Source organism: Ancylobacter crimeensis, assembly GCF_023016805.1.
Lineage (GTDB): Bacteria > Pseudomonadota > Alphaproteobacteria > Rhizobiales > Xanthobacteraceae > Ancylobacter > Ancylobacter crimeensis.
In genome coordinates, this window is record NZ_JALKCH010000003.1 from 256,150 (window position 1) to 274,738 (window position 18,589).

Below are 18,589 nucleotides of genomic sequence, written 5' to 3' on the forward strand. Positions count from 1 at the left end.
AGGCCCGCGCACGGGCTACGCCTCGCCGGAACCGATCCGGCCCCGGTGAAAGCCGGGCCGGCATGAAACGAGGCTCCGCACGAGCGGAGCGGACAGGAGCCTGCCCGTGGCCTTATCGTCGTCTGCGACACACCCGTCTTCCGCAGCATTCCGTGGCGCAACAGGCTCTCACCCGGCCTTCCGCCCGGTCGCCCGGCGTTGGGCACGGGCCAGCGCGGCGGCGTTGCTCGCAGCGCTCGGCGCCCTGCCGGCCTCACCCGCCGCCGCGATCGTCGGCGGGCGCCCGGCGGGCGGCGATGTCGCGGCCAGCACGGTGATGGTGGTCTCGACGCGCGGGGCGAGCTGCACCGGGGTCGTGCTCGGGCCGAGCGTCATTCTCACCGCCGCCCATTGCGTGGCGCCGAAGGCGAATTATGCGGTGGCGGTGATCGAGCCGGCCGGGCCGCGGGTGCTGACGGCGAGCCGGGTCAGCGTACATCCAGGCTTCGACCCTGCCTCCTTCGACACCCGCCGGCCCACGCCCGATCTCGCTTTGATGCAACTGTCCGAGCCCCTGCCCGACCGTTTCCGGCCGGCGACGCTCGCCTCGGATCCCGCGCTTCCGGCGCGCGGCAGCCTGTTCACCCTCGTCGGCTTCGGCGTGGTGAAGGATGGCGACGGCCGCTCGGCGGGCACGCTGCGCGCCGTCGATCTGCCGGTGATCGGCACCACCGGCGGCATCATGATCCGCCTCTCCGCCGGCGCGGCGGCGGGCGGCTGCACCGGCGACAGCGGCGGGCCGGTGCTCGCGGGCGGCACGGTGGCCGCCATCATCGGCTGGTCGACCGCCGCCGGCGGGGCGCGCGGCTGCGGCGGCGTTACCGGAGCGACGCTCATCGGCCCGCAGCGCCCGTGGATCGAGAGCACCGCCCGCGCCATGGGCGCCACGCTCCGGTAGAGCATTTTCGAGCGAAGTGGAGAGCGGTTCGCGTGAAGAAAAGGCGGGCGGCCGGCATTTGCACGGACGCAACGCCTCATCGCCGCAGATGCAACTGGCGCGGCGCTCCTGCCGCACCTACATCTGCCGTGAACGGGCGCCGCTCACCCGGCACCCACCCGGAACGCCGTTCCGTTTACCCAACCTTAACCCTGTCCCAAGCCTGCGCGGCCGGAATGTTCCGACCGCGGGGCACAGCCGGCGCGTGGCCGTGAAAACGTCACGAAGCCGGAGCGATAAGCCGACATCATGAACACGCTCAGCGCCAACACCCTCATCCTCGCCCTCGCGGTGCTCCTCACCCTGGGTTCCGTCGCCATCCAGTTCGTCGACACCGGAAGCCCGGCCGCGATGGCCTTCCCGGTTCGTCCCTGACGAGCCCTTGCGGGCGCACGTCCCGCAGGCGATACGCATCCGAAAAGGGGCGCTCCCGGCCGGGAGCGCCCCTTTTCATTTCGCCTATGCCCTCACGCCGCGAATTTCAGCAGCTTGATGGCGTCGAAGTCCTGCACGCCGCCGCCGACCCGCTTGGTGGTGTAGAACAGCACATAGGGCTTGGCCGAATAGGGATCGCGCAGCACCCGCACCCCGGCTCGGTCCACCACCAGATAGCCGCGGCGGAAATCGCCGAACGCCACCGACAAGCTGCCGGCCGCGAGGTTCGGCATGTCCTCCGCCTCGTGGACGGGGAAGTTCATCAGGCTGGGCGGGGTGCCGGGCTGGGCGGGCGGGCTCCACAGATACTGGCCGTTCTCATCCTTCAGCTTGCGCACGCTGGCCTGGGTGCGCCGGCTCATGACGAAGCTGCCGTTCTGCCGGTAGCCGCTCTTCAGCGCATAGACGAGATCGACCAGCGGGTCGGCGGGACTGGCCGAGGGGAAGTCGCCGGCCGAGCCCGTCGAGACGAAGCCGAGCTTGCCCCAGGTCCAGGCGCCTTCCGCCACCGTGTCATAGGCGAGGAACCCCTTCGGCTTGCCGGAGCCGTCGCCGGTGACGAAGGCGGTGCCTTCCTGCGCGGCGAAGGCGGCCTCCACCTCGGCGGCGAGCCATTCGTCGATGTTCACGGCGGCGTCGTCCAGCAGGGTCTGGGTCGCCGCCGGCATGGCGTAGATCTCCATCGCCGGGAAGGCCAGCTCATCGAGCACCGGGCTCGCGGTCTGGGCGCGCGCGCCGGTCTCCGCCACCCAGCCGACCGCCGGCCCGGAGGTCATGAACGGCTTCTTGTAGGTGCCCGCCGAGATGACCCGCACATCGGAGATGGCGCGGACCGGGGAGAGCGCCGCCAGCCTTTTCCCGATCTCGCGCTCGGTCTCGGAGGGCACCACATAGCCGCCGTCGGTGGCGACGCCGGCGGACATCGCCTTGGCTTCCAGCCGCTTCAGACCGGCGGCCTCGCCATGGCGCACATAGGCGTCGAACGCCGCCTTGTGCTCGCGGGCGGCGAGATCGCCGACCAGCTCCGCGCGCCCGCCCAGCGCCGGGCGGCGGGCCTTGAGCACCAGTTCGTCGATCAGCGCCTTCTGGGCGTCCAGCGCGGCATTGATGCGCTCCACCTTCTCGGCGGTCACGACATCGGTGCCGCGCCGCTCCAGTTCGCCGAGGCGCTGGTCGTTGGCGTCCTTGAAGGCCTCGAAGGCGCCCATCAGCTCGTCGAAGGCACCCGTCACCTCCGGGCCGAAGCCGCCGAAGCCGTGGGCCGCGGGCGGTGCATGATGCGCTTTCATGTCGAGCGCGGCCGCCTCGCGCAGGGCGGGAGCGGCGGCGTTGCGTTCGGGCGCGGGCGGAGCGTTGTGCATGGTGGTGTCCTGTCTGTGGAAGGTAAGGCGATAGGCGGGCCGGTTCAGCCGGGAACGGGCACGCCCCCTGGTGGCCGGGGCACGGGCGCGGTGCGCAGGCGGCGGGCGCAGCGGCGCAGCCGACCGGCGAGGCCGAAGGGACCCCCGCTTTCCTTCACCTCGGCGATCCGCGCCTCCGGCTGCATCGGGAAGGTGACGACCGAGATCTCCCACAGGTCGATCCGCGAGAGCCGGCGGATGCGCGAGCGGGGATCGGTCGCCCCCTCCACCGCGCGGAAGCCGATGGAAAGCCCGTCCAGTGCCCCGGCGCGCAGCAGCGCCAGCACCTCGCGGGCCCGCGTCACTTCGGGTGCGATGCGCCCGCGCACGAACAGGCCGACCGCATCCTCGCGCAAGGCGAGCCACACGCCGATCGGCTCGGCGGGATCGTGCTGGAACAGCATCCGCACCCCACCCGCGCCGCGCGCGGCGAGCGAGCGGGAGAAGGCCCCCGGCAGGATGAGGTCGCGCCCGAGATCGATCCGGTTGAACAACGCGGCGTAACCCTCGAACGTACCGTCCTCGGCGAGCGGGCCGAGTGCGCTGCCGCGTGCCTTGCGTTCGAGGCGGAGCGTCGCGGAGCGCAGATCGAGCGGTTCGACGGACACCGGCGCGGGCCCGCGCTTCCGGTTGAAGCCGGTGAGCGGGACAGCGGGAAACGGCAGCCCGCCGCAGACCGGCAGGCCGGATGGAAGGCAAGGGCCGGCAGGGGCCCTGAGGGAAAAGACCATGGCCGCAACGGATCCGTGAAGAAGGGTTTTGAGGCCCGCGCCGGACGGGTGCGGGAGAAGGAGCGGAGGCGCTCGCGGAGACTTCCCGCGGGACGCCGAGACTTCCCGCGGGGCTTGGAAACCGGCCACGGCGGCGTGGAGACTGCCGGCGGCGTGTAGCGCATGCGGCATAGGCAGCCCTGCCCTCGTCACCCGAACCGTCGTCACCCCGGCCACGGGCACAGCCGGAGCACCGGGATCGACCCGCCGGCAAGGGCAGCGCCCGCGGCCCGCGATCCCGGCCCGGCCCTGCGAGCCGTCCGGGATGACGGGATGTGAAGACCGCCGCCCCGCCGGAGCCTAAGCCGCAGCGCTGGCATCGGCCGCCGGAAAGGCCGCGCCGCCGCCCGCACAAACCCCGCCCAATCCCGGCCCGGCCCTATGGGCCGTCCGGGATGACTGAGGTGGAAGGGAAGCCGGCGGGCGATCCTCACCCGCCCTCCCCGTCCGGCTTGCGCGTCACCGCGCGGCGCTCCAGTTTTTCGAGCGTGCGGGCGAAGGTACGGAACACGTCGGGCGCCTCTCCGGCGCGGGTCGGTGCCGGCAGATGGGGCGGCGCGCCATTGAAGCGGGTCGGCAGGAAGGCGCGTATGCGCGGGATGCGGCTCATGTGTCGTCTCCGAACAGCGTGTTGAAGCGCGCGATCTCGCGCACGAAATCGTCGAACCGCCCGGCGGTCTCCGCCAGCAGCCCGAGCATCCGCCACACCAGCGTCGAGGCTGCGAGCGCCCACAGCAGCAGCGCGAGATGGGCGAGATCGCCCCGCGCCAGAAAGGCGTCGATCAGCTTTTCCATGCGGTTCTCCGGTGGCGTGCGGGGGCGGAGTGGCGAGGTGCAAGGCGCGGCCGGCCGACGTTTCGACGAGCCACGGAAAACCGAGCCGAGGCGGCCCGCGGGACGGGAAACAGCAGCCCGGCACACGGATGGAGATGGGAGCACCGGCATCCCGCGAAGCTCTCGCCGAGCGCCGACGCCGAGCCCCACTCCCCACCCGCTACCCACTAGGGAGGGATTGCGCAGCACGGGCGTTGCGGGGCGTGCCGTTCGTCTGCCCTCGGCTGAAAAACCAGAACAACCCGCCGCCCCGGCGCACCGGCTCCCTCTCCCGCAAGGAAGAGGACTGGGAGGTGGGGGTCTCGCGGCGACCGGGGCATGGCGGCGCGCGAGGGGAACGGCAACCCGGCATGCGGATGGATATGTGGCACCGGCGCCCCGCGATGCTTTCGCCGAGCGCCCGCGCCGATTCCCCTCACCGCGCCCCGTATCCCACCGCCAGACGCTTCTCCTCGTCGCTCAGGAAATCCGCGCCGGACACGCGCTGCCAGAGCGAATCCCGTTCGTCGGCCAGCGCCTCGATGGCGTCGAGGTCGGGGTCCAGCCGCAGTCGCGTGGTGCCATAGGCCGGCGCCAGCCAGCCGGCCAGCGCGGCGCCGAGCCGGCGCGCCATCGGCAGCACCGTGATCCGCCAGAAGGCGCGGTTCGCTTCGGCGTAATTCGCATAAGTTGCGTCGCCCGGAATGCCGAGCAGCATCGGCGGCACCCCGAAGGCCAGTGCGATCTCGCGGGCGGCGCCGTTCTTCGCCTCCAGGAAATCCATTTCCTGCGGCGAGAGCGAGAGCGCGCGCCACTCGAGGCCGCCTTCCAGCAGCAGCGGGCGCCCGGCATTGCCGGAGCCGGAGAAATTCCCCTCCAGCTCCTCGCGCAGCCGGTCGAACTGCTCGTCGGAAAGGTTGCCGGCCCCGCCATAGATCAGCGCGCCGGAGGGCCGGGCGGCGTTGTCGAGCAGCGCCTTGTTCCAGGTGCTGGCGGCGTTGTGGAGGTCGAGCGCCATCTGCGCGGCCTCCAGCGGCGGGGCGCCGTAATGATCGTCCAGCGGGTTGAACAGCGCGATGTGCAGGATCGGCGGCACCTCGCCCTGTTGCAGGAAACGCACCGAGCGTCCGCCGATCGTGTAGTCATACGCTTCCGCCCAGCCATCGGTGCCGGGCACCACCCGCATGCGGTCGGGGCGCAGCGCATAGAGCTCGCGCGGCTCGGCGCCGAGCAGCACCGCCTCGACATAGCCATTGCCCGAAATCAGAAGATTGGCCGCCAGCGCCTCGATGAAGGACGGGCCGGCCTGACGCGGATTGGGCCGCGCCAGAAGGTCGAGCAGCGGATGGGCGGCATGCTCGGCGTCGCCCTCCATCGCCACGAACGCCACCTGCCCCACCGCCTCGGCGACCAGCCTGACGCAGCGATGGGCGACCGGGTTGCGTGCATAGCCCTCGCGGGCGAGCGCGGCATAGTCGAGCGGCGTCCAGCGCGGCCGATGGCCGGAAAGAAGCGCCACCAGCGCCCCGGTCCGCGAAGCCTTGGCCTCGGGCGGGACGACGGGCCGGCGGGAGATGAAGGGCAGGCGCATGGGAGTCTCCCCGAAGGCGGGACGCATGAGATGGCGGAAACGAAAAGGCCGGCGCTGCAGGCGCCGGCCTCAACCCCTAGTTTTACTTCAAAGCTGCGCCCTCATTGCGAGCGAATCGTGCAGAAATAGCCCTCGATTGGAATCGAGGTGCCCTCGCTCATGATGAGCATGCACGAAGCCGTCGACGCCCTCAGGTCAGCGCGCTGTCTGGCCGTGGAGTACGGAGGCTATACGCGCCGGGTCGAAGTCCATGCCGTCGGATTCGGATCTCAAGGCCAGGGCCTGATGGAGGTCTGGCAGGTGGATGGCGGCAGTTCGAGCGGCGTGTCCTCAGGCTGGAAGCTGATGCGACTCGACGACGTCGCATCCGCCATGCGCACCGACCAACCGTCCCTCGCTCCGCGACCCGGCTATCGGCGCAGCCACCGCGCCATGACCGAAATCATCGATCAGGTCTGACGCGCCGCGACCGCTCCGCTGCGGGCCAAGGGTCGGGAGCCGCGCGTCGGCACTGGGTACGCCTTCCCTCACAACCCCCGCACCCGCGGACGCGGCTCGTCCTTGCCGAGCGCCAGCGCCGTCACCGCCCAGACCAGCGCGTCGAGCCGGTCGGGGGAGCGGCCGCCGGAGAGGCCGTCGCTCGCGAAGTCGCACATCTCGTCCTCCAGCGCCGGGAACGCCCCGGCGTGGCGGACGCGGCCGCGCTCATAAAGGGCGGCGACGGGTTCGGCGCGCAGCCATTTTCCGCGCGTCGCCCGCACCTCGGTGACCGGCACCGAGGAATCCAGCGTCGCCAGGATCGTGCGCACCATCTCGCCGCCCTGGTTCACCTCTACGACGATGCGGTCGGCCTCCAGCCGGTGGTGCAGCGCCAGCGTCCGCGCGCCCCAGGCGGCGGGGGTCAGGCCTTGCGCGCTCTCGTCGGCCAGCACATGCACGATGCCCTCGCGGTCCAGTCCGGCGGCGACGATGCCGCAGGCGTCGGCCCCCTTGCGGGAGGAGGCGGGCGGGTCCACCGCCACCACGATGCGGGCCAGCGGTGGGGCCTCGGCGATGCGTCCCGCCTCGATCGAGGCGCGGCTCCACAGCGCGTCGGGCCGGTCCTCCACCAGTTCGCCGTTCAATTCCTGCCGGCCGAGCCGGGTGCCGGCATAGCGGCCCACCACCGTCTCGAGGAAGGTCGGGGCGAGGTGCACCGCGTTCTCGGCGGTGGAGATGCGGGTCACCGCGCAGCGCGGATCGGCGAGCAGCCGGCGCACCAGCGTGGTGGGACGCGGGGTCGTCGTCACCATCTGCCGCGGTGCGGTGCCGAGGCGCAGGCCGAATTGCAGCATGTCGAAAGCAGCTTCGGCATAGCGCCACTTGGCGAGTTCGTCGCACCAGGCGGCGTCGAATTGCGGCCCGCGCAGGCTTTCCGGGTCGTCGGCGGAAAAGCCGTGCGCCACCGCGCCGTTCGGCCATTCGAGGCGTCGGCGGGTCGGCTCCCAGCGCGGGCGCTCATGGCGGGGATGCACGGCCATCAGGCCGGAAACGCCCTCCACCATCACCTCGCGCAGGTCGCCGAAGCTCTCCGCCACCAGCGCGATGCGCCCGCAGGCCCGCGCCGTAACGGACGGATCGCCCAGCACGAGGCCGCGCACCCATTCCGCCCCGGCGCGGGTCTTGCCGGCGCCGCGGCCGCCGAGCAGCAGCCAGGTGGTCCAGTCCCGGCCGTCGGCGGCGCTGCGCGGGGGCTTCTGCAAAGGCCGGCCGAGCAGCGCCCAGCAATGCAGCAGCCATTCCACGGTGCCGGGGTCGAGCCCGGCGATCAGTTCACCGAGCCGCCCCTTCCGCGAGCACGCGCTCAAGAGCTTCAGCAAGCTCTCGTCGGAAGGCGTCGCGGTCGCGGACCTCGCCTCTCTCGTCATCGTCTGGTTCCTCGTCCCGCTCGATGGCCGCAAGCTCGCGCAGGGACCGCACCAGAAGCCCGAGCGTGCGGGCGGCGCGCTCGGCATCGGCGACCCGCACCGAGCCGGCATTGAGCCCGGCGCGGGCGATGAGCCGCTCCACCGCGGCGATCTCGCCCTCGATGCGCCGCACCAGCCGGCCCACCAGCGCACGGCGCGAGCCGGCGGCGGCGGCGAGCGTTTCGGGCCCGCCGGCATCGCGGACCGAGGAAGCGGAGCGTCGGGTGCCGGGGCGCCGCCCGTTGGGCTCGCGCGGGTGGTCCGCCTCGTTCCGCCCGGGCACCGCGCCGGGATCGCCCGGCAGGGTCAGCGGAGCGCCGGGCGGCGATCGAAGCGCCGCCGCCTCTTCAGGTACCGCCGCGTCCCTAGCCGCCTCGGCCGACGCCTCCGGCGACAGCACGGCCGGCGGGGCCAGCGCTCCGGCATCGGCGGCGGGAATGCGTTTGCCCCGCGGGGTCCAGCCCCAGTCCCGGACGCGCGCCTGCAAGGTGCTCTTGCTGATGCCGAGCAGGCTGGCGATCTGCTGCACGGGCACCTTGGTGTGCTCATACAGCCGGCGCGCCTCCTCGACCGCGTCGGGGGAGACGGCGCGGGCGGGTATCGACATGGATGCGGTCTCCCGGTGCGTGATCGGGTGGGTTTTGGATGAAGCCGGCGGACGCCGCCGCTGCCCGGAAGGGCCCGGCCGCGCCGCGGAATCGGGGAAGCTCCACGCCAGAGCCTCGCGCGGCGGCGAACCGCCCGCCGGCTCCCGAGCGACGCCGGAAGCCCGCACGGCATCAGGAAGCGGCGACGCCGTCCCGGGCACATTTCTGGAGCATGTCGTAAAGCTACCCGGGGAGCGTGACGCTGTCAAGGACTTATTTCCTACAATCTATAATTGCATACGAGGATGTTCTAGCCCAAGGCGAGCACCGATGCCACCCGTTTCTTTACCGTAACGGCGCGCGCGTGCGCGCGCGCAACACAGCGATCCGAAGCGCACATATCGCCGCGCCAAGCCGGGTCGGATCGGGGCCGGCCGGCATCGGAAATCGGGCGTGGGACCCGGGTCGCCTATCCGGAGGCCGGTCTCCCGGAGGTTCGTCTCCCCGGAGGCCTGATTCTCACGAGCCGGGCGCGCTTCTCCTCGCGAGTCTCCACATGCCCGCCTTCCATGTACCCCGTCTGGCGCGCCCCGCCTGGCGCCCCCCACTTGCCCGCAGCACTGTGCTGCTATATCCGGCTGTATCCCTGTTCGCCCGACCGGCGAGGTGATCCGATGAAGGCCCTGATGCGACCGACGCCCCCGGGCGCGGATTCCCGACCGTCGGATCGGCATATGCCCCGGCACGTTGGCCGTGCTGGTCGTGCTGGCGAGCATCGCCGGGAGCGCGATCTGTGGTCCTTCCCCGGCATGGGCGCAGGACTCCTCGGCCACGACCTCCGAAACCCCGGCCGCGGACCCATCCGCCGCACCGGCCGCCACGCCCCCCGCTTCCGCCGCCGATCCCGCCGGCACGGGCGCCGCCCTTGCGCTCGGCACCGCGCCGTTGCGGGTCGGCGAGGTCCTGTCGCATGAGGCGCTGACGATCGCAGCGCTCAAGGCCCTGCCCTCGCGCAGCCTCACCGTCACCTTCCAGACCTCGAAGGGCGAGGAACGGGCGCGCTACACCGGCGCGCTGCTGTGGGAGGTGCTGGCCGGTCTCGCGCCCAATGAGGGCAAGCATCCCGAGCTGCACCGCGTGGTGCGCGTCACGGCGCGCGACGGCTATGTGGTGCTGCTGTCGATGGGCGAGCTCGCGCCCGATTTCGGCGATGTCCCGGCCCTGCTCGCCTATGAGCGCGACGGCGCGCCGCTGAAGGCGGGCATCCGCCTCATCCTGCCCGGCGACACGCGGGGCGCCCGCAATGTCGTCGATGTCACCCGCCTCGACATCCTGCAACTGGAGACCGAAAAATGAAACTCAGTGCCCGCAACGTCGTCCCCGGCAAGGTTCTCTCCGTCACCAAGGGTGCGACCACCGCCCATGTCCGCATCGAGATCGCCGGCGGCCAGGTGGTCACCTCCGCGATCACCAACGAGGCCGTGGAAGAGCTCGGCCTCGTCGAAGGCGGCAAGGCCTATGCGGTGATCAAGGCCTCGGACGTGATGGTCGCGGTCGACTGACCGCCCGGCACGCCGGGAGATCACTCCTCCTGAAAGCAGAAGAGCCGCCGGCGGGATGCGCCGGCGGCTCTTCTCGTTTCGACGTGCCCGTCGCCGGGCCGCGGCGCCTCACGCCTTGCGGACGCGGATCTCGTTCAGCAGCGCGTCGATGCCGCCAAGGGCGAAGTCGAGCGCCTTCTGCTCCACCAGCTTGCCGTCCTTCACCTTGTCGGCGACGCCGGCGATGGCGATGTGCGGGGTGTGCACCACGAGGCCGCCGGCCGCGTAGAGCGTCTCGCGCAGCGGCGCCTGGGCGCGCAGGCCGCCGGTCGAGCCGGGCGACGAGGTGATCACCAGCGTCGGCTTGCCGCGGATCGGACCCTTGCCATAGGGGCGCGAGGCCCAGTCGATCGCGTTCTTGATCACGCCGGACATGCTGAAATTATATTCGGGCGAAGCCACGATCACGCCATCCGCCGCGGCGATGGCGGCGCGGAAGTCGGCGACGGCCGCCGGCGGCGTCTCGGTGTCGACATCCTGGTTGTAGAAGGGCAGGTCGTTCAGGCGGTAGACGTTGAGCTCGGCCTTGCCGGCGAGCGCGTCCTTGAGGCCCTCGAGAATGGCGGTGCTGAACGAGCCGGCGCGCAGGCTGCCGGAAATGCCGATGAGCTTGGGGGTCGTCATGGGTGTCCTCTGTTGAGCGAACCGGAAATGCGTCCCGATAGGTAGGCCGATGCGCCCGCCGCTTCCAGAGCATTTCGGCAAGCTCTTCTTTTCGCTTTTGCCGCCCTTCCCGCCTTCGCGCGCGTCATGCTACCGATAAGGTCCCTCACGGGAGCATGGAACGGCCTTGATCCTTACCGATCGCGACATTCGCGACGCCCTTGCGGAAGGGCAGCTCACCATCGTGCCGCCGCCGCCGCCGGAAGCCTATGCGCCGAACGGGGTCGACCTGACCCTCGATGCCCGCATGACGCTCTATCGCGCCCCCGGAACCGGCGAGGACCCGGTCATCGACCCGGCCGGCCCCGGCTACAGCTTCCGCGAGGCGATCCGCACCATGGCGGACGACATCGAGATCGGGGCGGAAGGCTTCGTGCTCGATCCGGGACGGCTGGTGCTGGGCTGGACGATCGAGAAGGTCGACCTCAAGCCCAATGTCCGCCTCGCCGCCCGGGTGGAGGGCAAGAGCTCGCTTGCACGCATCGGACTCATCGTCCACCTCACTGCACCGACCATCCACGCCGGCTCGACCGGCCGGATCCAGCTCGAGATCATCAATCTCGGTCCGCGCCCGATTCGGCTGCGCGCCGGCATGAAGGTGTGCCAGTTGATCCTCGAACAGACGCTGGGCGTGCCCGAGAGCGGCTATCGCGGCCAGTTCGCCGGCCAGCGCGCGGCAGAATAGACTTATCCGTCAAAGCGTTGGCTTAGTCGCCAATCAGCGTGGAGCGGTTCAGCCGCCGCACCGCGACGCCGATCCGCGCCTCGTCGCGCCGCAGCGCCTCCACCGCCTCGCCGGTGTAGCGCAGGTGCTCGGTGATCGCCGCATCCGCATCCCCCGCCCGCCCCTCGATGATCGCAGTGCCGAAGGCAAGGTGCTGGGCGAGCAGCGCATCATGGATGTCCGCATGGGCGAAGAGCTTGCGGCGACTGAAGAAAATGTCCCGGCGCAGCATCTCGGAGAAGGCCCGCATCACGTGCAGGATGACCAGGTTGTGCGAGGCCTCGTAGACGAGACGGTGGAGCTGGAGATCCGCCTCCGCCTCGCGGTCGGTGTCGCCGGCGGCATGGGCGGTTTCCATCTCCGCGAGACAGGCCGCGATCGCCGCCCGCTCGGGCTCCGTCGCCCGCTCCGCCGCGAGCGCCGCCGCCTTACCCTCGACCGCGCCGCGATATTCGAAGTAATCCGCCGCCACCTGGTCGTGCGACTGAAGCAGTCCGGCCAGCGGCTCGGTCAGCGGGGCAAGGAACTCGGCGACGCGCGTGCCTTCGCGTGACGTCACGAGAAGTCTTTTCGCTTCAAGGAGTTGCAGCGCATCGCGCAGCGACGGCCGGGACACTTCGAGCTTCGCCGCAAGGTCGCGCTCGCTGGCGAGCCGCTCGCCGGGATGCAGCACGCCCTCGAGAATCATCCGCTCGATATGGTCAGCGATGGTCTCGGCGAGCTTTCGCGTACGCAACGGCTCGATCATGTGATTCAGGCCTTTCGTGAGCGGCTTTATGCGCTAGCGGCACCGTCCGTTCAACCAAGGAATAAGGGAGTGACCGATTGACTCGGCTGGTCAAGGAACCTTACCAACCGGTAACAAAAAGGTGTTCAATATCACGCGGGTCCGTGCACTCTAGCGCGCCTGCCAAAACCCCGACGACGGAGCCGAACTCCGCACCACCCCTCCGGGAGGAGAACCGCCAGTGATTTGGAATCAATTGTATGATCCGTTCGGCAGCCTCCTGCTGTCGACGCTTTGCGCCGCCATTCCGATTGCGGTGATGCTGATCGGCCTCGGCTTCCTGCACATGAAGGCGCATGTCGCCGCCTTCGCGGGCCTGTGCGCCGCGTTCATCATCGCCGTCTTCATCTTCGGCATGCCGATGGAAAAGGCCGGCACGGCCGCGCTTCTCGGCGCGGCCACCGGCCTGATGCCGATCGGCTGGATCGTGCTGAACATCATTTTCCTGCACCAGCTCACCGAAACGAACGGCTCCTTCGAGGTGTTGCAGCGTTCCATCGCCGGCATCACCAGCGACCGCCGGCTGCAGCTCCTGCTGATCGCGTTCTCCTTCGGCGCCTTCTTCGAAGGTGCCGCCGGCTTCGGCACGCCGGTGGCGGTGACCGCCGCGCTGTTGATCGGCCTCGGCTTCTCACCCCTCGCCGCCTCCGGCCTTTCGCTGATCGCCAACACCGCGCCCGTCGCCTATGGCGCGCTCGGCACGCCGGTCATCGCGCTGGCCGGCGTCACCGGGCTGGACCTGATGCAGCTCTCGGCCATGATCGGCCGCCAGCTGCCGTTCTTCTCGCTGATCGTGCCGTTCTGGCTGATCTGGGCGTTCGCGGGCTTCCGCGGCATGATTCAGATCTGGCCGGCAATCCTGGTCTGCGGCGTCAGCTTCGCGATCCCGCAGTTCCTGATCTCCAACTTCCACGGCCCCTGGCTGGTGGATGTCGGCGCAGCCCTCATCTCGATGCTGTGCCTCGTCGGCTTCCTGCGCGTCTGGCAGCCCGAGACCATCTGGACCTCGACCGCCCTGAAGGGCCGTACCGGTGGTGACGGGTCGGAAGGCAAGGCAACCAAGGGCACGCTCAACACCTCCGGCGCCGCCCCGGAGCGCGCCGCCGTGCTGCGCGCCTGGCTGCCCTGGGCCATCCTGACGGTGTTCGTGTTCCTGTGGGGCATTCCGCAGGTGAAGGCGATCCTCGACGGCGTGTTCCTCCAGAAGTTCGAGATGGCCGGCCTGCATAACCTCGTGCAGAAGATGCCGCCCGTCGTCGCCGCGCCCAAGACCGAGGCCGCGGTCTACCTGTTCAACGTGATGTCGATGACGGGCACCGGCATTCTCGTGGCAGCCATCATCGCCGGCTTCGTCATGGGCTTCTCGCCGGTGAAGCTGGTGCAGATCTATGGCCGCACGCTGTGGAAGGTGCGCTACTCGCTCGCCACCATCGCGATCATGCTCGCGCTGGGCTTCCTGACCCGCTATTCGGGCCTTGATGCCACGCTCGGCCTCGCCTTCGCGGTGACCGGCCCGTTCTACCCGCTGTTCGGAACCATGCTCGGCTGGCTGGGCGTCGCGCTCACCGGCTCGGACACGGCCTCGAACGTGCTGTTCGGCGGCTTGCAGCGGATCACCTCCCAGCAGCTCGGCCTCTCGCCCATCCTGATGTCCGCCGCGAACTCGTCCGGCGGCGTCATGGGCAAGATGATCGACGCGCAGTCCATCGTCGTCGCCTCCACGGCGACGGGCTGGCAGAACAGCGAAGGCACCATCCTGCGCTATGTGTTCTTCCACTCGGTGGCGCTGGCGGTGCTGGTCGGCATCCTGGTGACCCTGCAGGCCTATGTCTGGCCCTTCACCTCGCTCGTCATCCACTGACGGGGCGATGGGGTCGCCATCGGGGAGGCGCAAAGCCTTCCCCTTTCAAGGGAGGCCGTGAGGCCTCCCTTTTTCATTAGCCGTATCGGGGGCGATCAGCGCCTGCGGCGCGGGCCGCCGGGATGGGCTGCGCCCTTGGGCAGCCGAAGCGGCCACCGCACCATGTGGTCGAGGAAATCGGCGAAGGGAATATCCTCCTCCGATCCCGCCACCCGGCCGCGCACCGAGACGCCCGCCTGATGGATCGTGTCCCGATCCCCCGACAGCAGATGATGCCACCAATAGAGGTCGCGCCCCTCGGCCACGAGACGATAGGCGCAGCTCGGCGGCAGCCAGCCGATCTCGCGCACCACATCCGGGGTCAGGCGCACGCAATCGGGCACATGGGCTTGCCGATTGGGATAGTCCCGGCAGGCGCAGGTGAATTCGTTCAGCAGCTTGCAGCCGATATCGGTATAGGCGATAGCCTCGCTGTCCTCGTCCTGCAGCTTGACCAGGCAGCAGCGGCCGCAACCGTCGCACAGGCTCTCCCATTCCTCCGGCGACATCTCGTCGAGGGTCTTGGTCTTCCAGAACGGCGCGGCGTCGGTGTCGATCAGAGTCATGCAGGGTCCGGCAGCAAGGAAGCCGCATCGCCGATGACGGCGGGGAACGTCGCCCGGGCCGAAACCCTCGGGCGGACGGGAGCCGGTGGCGATCCGGAAGGCCGGATGCACCGCCGGCCGGATGCAGCGGGAAGCTGCCTATATAGGGCCGCGGCCCGCCAATGCGATAGTCTGTATCCGCTCCAGCCTGCGAAGCGTGGAGCAGGCGGCCTTCAACGCCCCTCGCCTGCCCCGGTACGCTTCGCTATAACGGGCATGGGTGGGCTAGGGAGACGACGGCTTGAACGACCGGCCGAACGGCGAGGACCCTGCCTCCGGCGCAGGAACGACGCCCCCTTCCACCCCCCCGGAGCTGGAGGGCCGGAGCGGGCGCGCCGGCCCGTGGCGTCGGCTGCGGCATGTTCTGCTCGAAATCGATTCCTGGATCGATTCGACGATCTTTTCCTCCGGCTCACGCCTGAGAAATGCCGCGGAAAGCTATTCCGCCTTCACCGAGCGCTTCAACCTTCAGGGCCCCGCCCGCTGGGCAGGGAGCCTCGCCTCCGAAGCCATGACCTGGGGAGCGGTCGGCGCGGTCCTGATGCTGGCGCTGGCGCTTCCCGCTTTTCAGGAGACATCGGCCGACTGGCTGAAGCGCGCCGACCTCTCCGTGGTCTTCCAGGACCGCTATGGCAACATCATCGGCGAGCGCGGCATCCGGCACAACGACACGGTGCCGCTCGAGGAGTTTCCCGACCATCTCATCAAGGCGGTGCTGGCGACGGAGGACCGGCGCTTCTACGAGCATTTCGGCATCGACGTGATGGGAACGCTGCGCGCGGTCGCCACCAATGCCCGCGCCGGCGGCGTCGTGCAGGGCGGCTCCTCGCTCACCCAGCAACTCGCCAAGAACCTGTTCCTGTCCAACGAGCGCACGCTGGAGCGCAAGATCAAGGAGGCCTTCCTCGCGCTCTGGCTCGAATTCCACCTCAGCAAGAACCAGATCCTGAAGCTTTATCTCGATCGCGCCTATATGGGCGGGGGAACCTTCGGGGTGGATGCGGCGGCGCAGTATTATTTCGGCAAGTCGGTGCGCGACGTGAACCTTGCCGAAGCCGCGATGCTCGCGGGCCTGTTCAAGGCGCCCTCGAAATACGCCCCCCATGTCAACCTGCCCGCCGCCCGCGCCCGCGCCAATGTGGTGCTCGACAATCTGGTAACGGCTGGATTCATGACCGAGGGCCAGGTATTCGGCGCCCGCCGCAACCCCGCGACGCCGGTGGACCGCAAGCAGGAAGACACGCCGGATTATTATCTCGACTACGCCTTCGACCAGGTGAAGAAGATCGTCGACACGCTGCCCAAGACCTATGCCGAGCGCTCCTTCCTCGTGCGCACCGCGCTCGATCCCAATATCCAGAAGGCTGCCGACACCGCCATTCAGGACAGCATCCGCCAATTCGGCAAGGATTACGGCGCCAGCCAGTCCGCCATGGTGGTGTTGGAGCCGAACGGCTCGATCCGTGCCATGGTGGGCGGCACCGATTACGGAGAGAGCCAGTTCAACCGTGCAACCGATGCGCTGCGGCAGCCGGGCTCCTCTTTCAAGCCCTATGTCTACACCGCCGCTTTGATGACCGGGAAATACACGCCGCAGACCATCGTGGTGGACGGACCCATCTGCATCGGCAACTGGTGCCCGCAGAATTACGGCCGCTCCTATGCCGGCCGCATCCCGCTCATCACCGCCCTCACCCGCTCGCTCAATACGGTGGCGGTGAAGCTGGCGGAAGCGATCGGGCGCGGGCGCATCGTCGACCTCGCCCACGCCATGGGGGTGAAGAGTGAGCTCAAGATCACCCGCGCGCTGCCGCTCGGCGCGGCGGAGGTCACCGTTATGGATCAGGCGACCGGCTATTCGGTCTTCGCCAATGACGGCATGTCGGTCGATCCCCACGCCATCGTCGAGATGCGCACGCCGGCCGGCGAGCCGGTATGGAGCTATGACCGCGACGGGCCCAAGCCCCATCGCGTGATCCCGCAGGACATCATCCGCGAAATCGTGCCGATGATGAACAGCGTAGTGGAGAACGGCACCGGCCGGCGGGCGATGCTGCCGGGCGTGAAGGTGGCCGGTAAGACCGGCACGACGAACGCCTATCGTGACGCATGGTTCGTCGGCTACACCGGCAATTATGTCGGCGCCATCTGGTTCGGCAATGACGACTACACCCCCACCAAGAAGATGACCGGCGGGTCGCTGCCGGCGATGACATGGCAGAAGGTCATGGCCTTCGCCCATCAGGGCATTGACCTGAAGCCGCCGCCCGGCCTTGAGGGCCTGCCCGTGCCGAAGCTCGACGGGGCGGTCGCGGAGGCGAGCCCGCTGAACATCGAGGGCGTGAAGCGGCCGATCACCCTGTCGCCCCGTTCCGCCAGCCGGCTCATCGAGATCGAGCGCGCGATGCGCGAGGCGATCGCCGCCGATCCAGGCCGGACCAGCGCCGCGCTCGACGCGCCCGGGCCGATCGAATCCGCAGCGGCAGCACCTGCCGCACCGTCGCCCGCTGCCAATTGAGCTTCCAAGCCCGTGCGCGCCACCTCCTTCATCGCCAGCCTCGCCATCGGCGCCGCCATCGGCCTCGGCCTCACCTGGCTCACCACAGCGGACGGCTACGGCCCGGACGTGGTGACGGCCGGTGCCTGGAAGGCTTGGCCGAAATCCGGTACCGACGATGCCGACCCCTATGCTCGTGCGGCGCTGGCCCGGCAGGGCACGGTGCCGCTTGAACTCGCGGACGGCCTCGCCTTTATCGCCCGCACCGACGATGCTGGCCGGCCGCTCGACGGACGCTGCGACATCCGTCTTAGCGGACGGATGCCGCAGGCACGGTACTGGACGCTGACGCTCGCCGACGAAAAGGGCCGGCTGATCGCCAACCCCGCCGCCCGCTACGGCCTGACCAGCGCCGAAGCCTTGTGGAGCGGCGACGGCAGCATCGACATTGCCCTCGCGCCGAAAGCACGCCCTGGCAACTGGCTGCCGACCGGCGACAGGGGCCGGCTCATGCTGACCCTCCGGCTCTATGATGCGCCGGTCGGGATCGCCAATCGCACAGATGATCCGCCGGAGACGCCCAAGATCACGACGGAGCGCTGCCCATGACGATGCCAGCCAGCGCACCGGAGAATGTGGAAACGCCCGCCACGGCCGCCGCCGAGACGGAAACGGCCCGCCGCGCACGCCGCCTGCTGCGCCGGCGGCCCAGCCTGCTCGACCGGCTGCCGCCGCGCTCGCGGCTGGCGCGGGCGCTGCTCGTGCTGGCGTTCGGCCTCGTGCTCGGCGGCATCGTGCACATCGTCTCGGTGCTGAGCCTGCCACTCTTTGCCGAACGCGACGCCTTCGCCCGGCTTTCCGCCATCGCCGAGCCCAACACCGTCACGCTGCTGGACGACCCCGGCCCGGCAGGCGCAGTGCTGCCGGCGAGCGATCCCGCTTTCGTCTCCGCCGTGTGCCTTTACGATCTGGCCGAAGGCCCGATGAAGCTCGTTTTGCCGACCACGCCGGACTACACCTCGGTGTCGTTCTACACGCGGAGCGGGCTGGCCTTCTACGCGATCAACGATCGGGCGGCCGGACGGCAGGTTATCGAACTCGACCTGATGAATGCCCGCCAGAAGGCCGAGCTGCCGGACAATGACGAGGTCACAGCCGCCGACCAGCTCATCGTCGAATCCCCGACCGATGAAGGCATCGTGCTGATGCGCGCGCTCGTGGGCGAGCCATCGGCGCGCGATCTGGTGCGCCAGCGCATGGCAGCCGCCCGCTGCGAGGTGAGCGGCGGCTGATC

The 18,589-nt window shown here is 69.7% G+C and carries 20 protein-coding genes; 10 read left to right on the forward strand and 10 right to left on the reverse strand.

Translation table 11 applies throughout. The features are described 5' to 3' along the window. Positions 1-223 precede the first annotated feature (223 nt). Positions 224-937: a S1 family peptidase gene (locus MWN34_RS05430; protein WP_247027354.1), complete on the forward strand. Its 714-nt coding sequence runs from the start codon at positions 224-226 to the stop codon at positions 935-937. Positions 938-1,225: 288 nt separating this feature from the next. Continuing rightward, positions 1,226-1,351, forward strand: coding sequence for a hypothetical protein (locus tag MWN34_RS19585; protein ID WP_281502877.1), 126 nt, complete (start codon positions 1,226-1,228; stop codon positions 1,349-1,351). A 92-nt stretch (positions 1,352-1,443) separates the two neighbouring features. Here the strand turns inward: MWN34_RS19585 and MWN34_RS05435 are convergent, their stop codons facing one another. From MWN34_RS05435 to MWN34_RS05455, 5 genes are all read right to left on the reverse strand, one after another. Further along, positions 1,444-2,700, reverse strand: a complete 1,257-nt coding sequence (locus tag MWN34_RS05435) for a phage major capsid protein (RefSeq protein ID WP_247027630.1) — start codon at positions 2,698-2,700, stop codon at positions 1,444-1,446. Positions 2,701-2,816: 116 nt separating this feature from the next. Next, the gene (locus MWN34_RS05440) at positions 2,817-3,419 is read right to left on the reverse strand and encodes an HK97 family phage prohead protease (protein WP_425532055.1); all 603 of its coding nucleotides are present in this window, start codon (positions 3,417-3,419) and stop codon (positions 2,817-2,819) included. 592 nt (positions 3,420-4,011) lie between these two features. Further along, on the reverse strand, positions 4,012-4,191 hold the full coding sequence (locus tag MWN34_RS05445) for a hypothetical protein (RefSeq protein ID WP_247027356.1): 180 nt from the start codon (positions 4,189-4,191) through the stop codon (positions 4,012-4,014). Next, a complete protein-coding gene (locus tag MWN34_RS05450; RefSeq protein WP_247027358.1) occupies positions 4,188-4,376 on the reverse strand; it encodes a hypothetical protein in 189 nt (62 codons plus the stop codon). Before MWN34_RS05450 ends, MWN34_RS05445 begins: the two co-directional genes overlap by 4 nt. Positions 4,377-4,830: 454 nt before the next feature. Then, positions 4,831-5,985 carry a phage portal protein gene (locus MWN34_RS05455; RefSeq protein WP_247027360.1) on the reverse strand — a complete coding sequence of 385 codons (1,155 nt, stop codon included), beginning with the start codon at positions 5,983-5,985 and terminating at the stop codon, positions 4,831-4,833. A gap of 159 nt (positions 5,986-6,144) precedes the next feature. Between MWN34_RS05455 and MWN34_RS05460 the strand changes: the two genes are divergently transcribed. Then, complete coding sequence (locus MWN34_RS05460) at positions 6,145-6,444, forward strand: hypothetical protein (RefSeq protein WP_247027362.1); 300 nt, start codon at positions 6,145-6,147, stop codon at positions 6,442-6,444. A gap of 68 nt (positions 6,445-6,512) precedes the next feature. Here the strand turns inward: MWN34_RS05460 and MWN34_RS05465 are convergent, their stop codons facing one another. After that, positions 6,513-7,892, reverse strand: a complete 1,380-nt coding sequence (locus MWN34_RS05465; protein WP_486187716.1) for a DNA-packaging protein — start codon at positions 7,890-7,892, stop codon at positions 6,513-6,515. Continuing rightward, positions 7,798-8,538 (reverse strand): hypothetical protein, encoded by a 741-nt coding sequence (locus MWN34_RS05470; protein ID WP_247027366.1) that lies wholly within the window; start codon positions 8,536-8,538, stop codon positions 7,798-7,800. The genes MWN34_RS05465 and MWN34_RS05470 overlap by 95 nt, the downstream gene beginning before the upstream one ends. A gap of 733 nt (positions 8,539-9,271) precedes the next feature. Here MWN34_RS05470 and MWN34_RS05475 point away from each other — a divergent pair. Together MWN34_RS05475 and MWN34_RS05480 are read left to right on the forward strand one after the other, a co-directional pair. After that, positions 9,272-9,874, forward strand: a complete 603-nt coding sequence (locus MWN34_RS05475) for a molybdopterin-binding protein (protein ID WP_247027368.1) — start codon at positions 9,272-9,274, stop codon at positions 9,872-9,874. Beyond that, a complete protein-coding gene (locus MWN34_RS05480) occupies positions 9,871-10,080 on the forward strand; it encodes a TOBE domain-containing protein (protein ID WP_247027369.1) in 210 nt (69 codons plus the stop codon). The genes MWN34_RS05475 and MWN34_RS05480 overlap by 4 nt, the downstream gene beginning before the upstream one ends. A 108-nt stretch (positions 10,081-10,188) precedes the next feature. On the opposite strand, the gene MWN34_RS05485 is transcribed toward MWN34_RS05480, so the two are convergent. Next, entirely contained in the window at positions 10,189-10,743 is a 555-nt protein-coding gene (locus tag MWN34_RS05485; protein ID WP_247027371.1) for an NADPH-dependent FMN reductase, read from the reverse strand. A 166-nt stretch (positions 10,744-10,909) separates the two neighbouring features. Here MWN34_RS05485 and dcd point away from each other — a divergent pair, with 166 nt between their 5' ends. Further along, positions 10,910-11,467, forward strand: a complete 558-nt coding sequence (gene dcd / locus MWN34_RS05490) for a dCTP deaminase (RefSeq protein WP_247027373.1) — start codon at positions 10,910-10,912, stop codon at positions 11,465-11,467. A gap of 22 nt (positions 11,468-11,489) precedes the next feature. Here dcd and MWN34_RS05495 read toward each other — a convergent pair whose 3' ends face one another. Further along, the gene (locus tag MWN34_RS05495; protein ID WP_247027374.1) at positions 11,490-12,254 is read right to left on the reverse strand and encodes an FCD domain-containing protein; all 765 of its coding nucleotides are present in this window, start codon (positions 12,252-12,254) and stop codon (positions 11,490-11,492) included. Between the two features lie 220 nt (positions 12,255-12,474). Between MWN34_RS05495 and MWN34_RS05500 the strand changes: the two genes are divergently transcribed. After that, positions 12,475-14,154, forward strand: coding sequence for an L-lactate permease (locus MWN34_RS05500; RefSeq protein WP_247027376.1), 1,680 nt, complete (start codon positions 12,475-12,477; stop codon positions 14,152-14,154). A gap of 95 nt (positions 14,155-14,249) precedes the next feature. Here MWN34_RS05500 and MWN34_RS05505 read toward each other — a convergent pair whose 3' ends face one another. Then, positions 14,250-14,759, reverse strand: coding sequence for a YcgN family cysteine cluster protein (locus MWN34_RS05505; protein WP_247027378.1), 510 nt, complete (start codon positions 14,757-14,759; stop codon positions 14,250-14,252). A gap of 280 nt (positions 14,760-15,039) precedes the next feature. Between MWN34_RS05505 and MWN34_RS05510 the strand changes: the two genes are divergently transcribed. From MWN34_RS05510 to MWN34_RS05520, 3 genes are all read left to right on the forward strand, one after another. Beyond that, the gene (locus tag MWN34_RS05510; protein WP_425532056.1) at positions 15,040-17,316 is read left to right on the forward strand and encodes a transglycosylase domain-containing protein; all 2,277 of its coding nucleotides are present in this window, start codon (positions 15,040-15,042) and stop codon (positions 17,314-17,316) included. 12 nt (positions 17,317-17,328) lie between these two features. Beyond that, complete coding sequence (locus MWN34_RS05515) at positions 17,329-17,904, forward strand: DUF1214 domain-containing protein (protein ID WP_247027380.1); 576 nt, start codon at positions 17,329-17,331, stop codon at positions 17,902-17,904. Positions 17,905-18,038: 134 nt separating this feature from the next. After that, the gene (locus MWN34_RS05520; protein WP_425532062.1) at positions 18,039-18,587 is read left to right on the forward strand and encodes a DUF1254 domain-containing protein; all 549 of its coding nucleotides are present in this window, start codon (positions 18,039-18,041) and stop codon (positions 18,585-18,587) included. The last annotated feature ends 2 nt before the right edge of the window (positions 18,588-18,589 follow it).

Bases quoted from the DNA above. Each gene is read 5' to 3' on its own strand.
- MWN34_RS19585 (WP_281502877.1), top strand. From the start codon at position 1,226: ATGAACACGCTCAGCGCCAACACCCTCATCCTCGCCCTCGCGGTGCTC.
- MWN34_RS05465 (WP_486187716.1), bottom strand. From the start codon at position 7,892: ATGACGAGAGAGGCGAGGTCCGCGACCGCGACGCCTTCCGACGAGAGC.
- MWN34_RS05460 (WP_247027362.1), top strand. From the start codon at position 6,145: ATGATGAGCATGCACGAAGCCGTCGACGCCCTCAGGTCAGCGCGCTGT.
- MWN34_RS05470 (WP_247027366.1), bottom strand. From the start codon at position 8,538: ATGTCGATACCCGCCCGCGCCGTCTCCCCCGACGCGGTCGAGGAGGCG.
- MWN34_RS05455 (WP_247027360.1), bottom strand. From the start codon at position 5,985: ATGCGCCTGCCCTTCATCTCCCGCCGGCCCGTCGTCCCGCCCGAGGCC.
- MWN34_RS05485 (WP_247027371.1), bottom strand. From the start codon at position 10,743: ATGACGACCCCCAAGCTCATCGGCATTTCCGGCAGCCTGCGCGCCGGC.
- MWN34_RS05450 (WP_247027358.1), bottom strand. From the start codon at position 4,376: ATGGAAAAGCTGATCGACGCCTTTCTGGCGCGGGGCGATCTCGCCCAT.
- MWN34_RS05480 (WP_247027369.1), top strand. From the start codon at position 9,871: ATGAAACTCAGTGCCCGCAACGTCGTCCCCGGCAAGGTTCTCTCCGTC.
- MWN34_RS05505 (WP_247027378.1), bottom strand. From the start codon at position 14,759: ATGACTCTGATCGACACCGACGCCGCGCCGTTCTGGAAGACCAAGACC.
- MWN34_RS05435 (WP_247027630.1), bottom strand. From the start codon at position 2,700: ATGAAAGCGCATCATGCACCGCCCGCGGCCCACGGCTTCGGCGGCTTC.
- MWN34_RS05445 (WP_247027356.1), bottom strand. From the start codon at position 4,191: ATGAGCCGCATCCCGCGCATACGCGCCTTCCTGCCGACCCGCTTCAAT.
- MWN34_RS05495 (WP_247027374.1), bottom strand. From the start codon at position 12,254: ATGATCGAGCCGTTGCGTACGCGAAAGCTCGCCGAGACCATCGCTGAC.